Origin of the sequence: Olsenella kribbiana, from assembly GCF_036408795.1 — a bacterium.
Taxonomy (GTDB): Bacteria; Actinomycetota; Coriobacteriia; order Coriobacteriales; family Atopobiaceae; genus Olsenella_L; species Olsenella_L kribbiana.
Window position 1 is genome coordinate 1 of record NZ_JAZGJP010000038.1, and the last position, 1,517, is coordinate 1,517.

The following is a 1,517-nucleotide window of genomic DNA, read 5'->3' on the forward strand; positions in this document are numbered from 1 at the left end:
CCTGCAGGCGCATGATTCAAGGGCCCTCCGGGGTGCTTCCGGCACTCATCCGAACGGCTGCAGATGGCGGTATCTGCTGTTCTCCGGAGGGCTACCTCAGTGCCGGCTTCCCCTCCTTCCTGTGCAGGTCAGCCAGGCATGCAGGCTCGAGGACGATCCTGTCGGGGCCTATGAGCTCGATATGGAATGCATCGAGGAGCGCCCTCGCATCGGGCCCGAAGGCCTCCAGAAGCCTGAGCGACGGGCATGACCAGCCGTCCTTGCCCCGGATCTCGGAATTGACCTCTCCCATGAGCAGGGAGCAGTCCTCCTCGTCGAGCCTGTCGAAAATGATGCCCTTCCCCTTGGGGAGGATCTTCCTGATCTCGGAGTGGTTCCTCTCGCATCCGCCCTTCTGCCAGGCGCTCATCGTGTCGCAGTAGTAGAGCCTCGTCTCTCCCGGCCGCTCTCCGAAGATGGCCGCCAGCGCGGCCTCGTCGGAGAACTCCTCGCCGTTGTCCGTGAGCACGGTGCCGAACACCCTGCGCATGCCTTCGGCTCCGCCGAGCGCGCGGCTGACGAGCCCGAGCCCTGCCTCTACGCATGCAGGCGTCTTCTCGGCGAGCAGCAGCGCAAGCTGGAAGCTCGTGGGGCGGTGGTACAGGGTGAGCAGGCACTGCCTGTCGAGCCCCTTCCTGCCTTCCACCGTGTCCATCTCCCAGGCGCCCTTCCGGATGCCCTCGGGAAGGGCGCAGAAGGCGCTGTGCGACCTGTCGGGGGAATGGCGGGAGGCATGCCTGCCTCCGCCTCCGCTGTGCTTCCTGGGCTTGTACGACACCTTGCTCCTGAGCTCCATGTTGGAGAGCCCGGCATAGCCCCGGTCTATCCATTCGTAGATCGTGGAGGCGCACCTGCCGAGCTCGGGATGCGCATGCGCGATCTGCTCGGGCGAGAGCCCTCGTGCGAGGCAGTCCTCTATCACCGCCACCTTCTCGAGGAAGCCGTCCTCGGTCTCGTCGACGCCCCTCCTGGCCTCCGAGAGGACGGCATCGGCCTCCTTCTGCGCGAGGCGGGCATCGTAGAACACGCGCGGCTTCCTGCTGCATCCGTAGCCCTTCCTGTGGCTGCATCCGTTGCAGCATCTGGGCCATGCGCCGAGCCTGGGGCATGCATCCCCGAGCCCCTCTTCGGGCGCATGCTCCCCTGCCTGCGCCTTCGGCGACGAGACGTAGCGGTGCCTCTCGACCTCGTCGTGCACGGTCGAGGGCGACCTTCCCAGCAGCTCCGCGATCTTCCTGCAGCTGTCGCCGCGGTCGAGGCCTTCCTCGACAAGCCTCCTCTCCGGCTTCGTCAGCCTCAGATATGCCCTGGACTGGGGCTTCCTCCCTTTCTTCCTGGATCTTCCGGACATGCGATGTCAGCTTCTTCCTGCACGTCGTCTGGCCGGCCTCTCCGGCCACCACCGCACAGGTTCCGCCATCCATCCGCACATGTACAGCTGACTTCCGGAACCGTTCGTATGAAGTCTGTAATTGAGC

General features: G+C 65.5%; 1 protein-coding gene. It reads right to left on the reverse strand.

Annotation, left to right across the window (positions count from 1 at the left end; all coding sequences use genetic code 11):
* Positions 1–91: 91 nt before the first annotated feature.
* On the reverse strand, positions 92–1,390 hold the full coding sequence (locus VXJ24_RS11435; RefSeq protein WP_330973049.1) for an IS30 family transposase: 1,299 nt from the start codon (positions 1,388–1,390) through the stop codon (positions 92–94).
* Positions 1,391–1,517: the final 127 nt, after the last annotated feature.

Excerpts from the sequence above, each read along its gene's own strand:
- VXJ24_RS11435 (WP_330973049.1), bottom strand. The coding sequence starts at position 1,390 with ATGTCCGGAAGATCCAGGAAGAAAGGGAGGAAGCCCCAGTCCAGGGCA.